Source organism: Pseudaeromonas pectinilytica (assembly GCF_054780855.1).
Genome location: NZ_BAAGVN010000033.1, coordinates 1 through 920 on the forward strand (window position 1 = coordinate 1; position 920 = coordinate 920).

1 protein-coding gene is annotated in these 920 nt (G+C 60.0%); it reads left to right on the forward strand.

What is annotated here, in order from left to right:
• On the forward strand, positions 1-920 hold a 920-nt coding region (tnpC, locus tag ACYVG7_RS03290; RefSeq protein WP_460881821.1), incomplete at both ends, for an IS66 family transposase.

Here is a 920-nt window from a genome sequence, read left to right on the forward strand (position 1 = left end):
GAAGAGCTGCTGCGTCTGCGCAGGATCCAGCGCTTTGCCGCCAGCAGCGAGAAACTCCATCAGCTCCAGCTCTTTGATGAGGCGGAGCTGGAAGCGGATATCGACGCCCTGCTGGCCCAGTTGCCCGATGAGCAGCCACAAACTGCCGAAGCAAAGGCCAAGCCGCGCCAACGTGGCTTCTCCGCCTCACTGCTGCGCGAGCGCATCGAACTCACCCTCAGCGATGAGCAGAAAGCCGGGGCCAGCAAGGTGTTCTTTACCAAGGTCAAAGAAGAGTTGCAGTTCATTCCGGCCCAACTCAAGGTGCTGGAGATCTGGCAAGAGAAGGCGGTGTTCGAGCGTGATGGAGAAGAGGTGATCATCGCGGCCAACCGCCCCGAACATCCGCTGGGCAAATGTATCGCTACCCCGTCATTGCTGGGCTACATCATCACCTCGAAGTATGCCGATGGCCTGCCGTTGTACCGTCTGGAGCAGATGTTCAAGCGCCTGGGGCAGGAGGTGAGCCGTACCAGCATGGCCCACTGGATCATCCGGCTGGACGAGGTATTCCAGCCATTGATGAACCTGCTGCGCGAGGAGCAGAACAACGCGACGTACCTGCAAGCCGACGAGACGCGCATTCAGGTGCTCAAAGAAGAGGGCAAAACCGCGCAATCGGACAAATGGATGTGGGTGACCCGCGGCGGTCCGCCGGGCCGACCTTCTGTGCTATTTGAATACGATCCGTCGCGCGCCGGAAGCGTTCCCGTGCGCCTGCTGGATGGCTTTAGCGGCATACTGCAAGCCGATGGTTATTCCGGCTATAGCCAAGTGTGCAAAGAGAGCGGTCTCACCCGGATTGGCTGCTGGGATCATGCGCGGCGCAAATTCATCGAAGCGACCCAGGCCGTGCCGTCCGTTGCGAAGGGCAAGAGCAA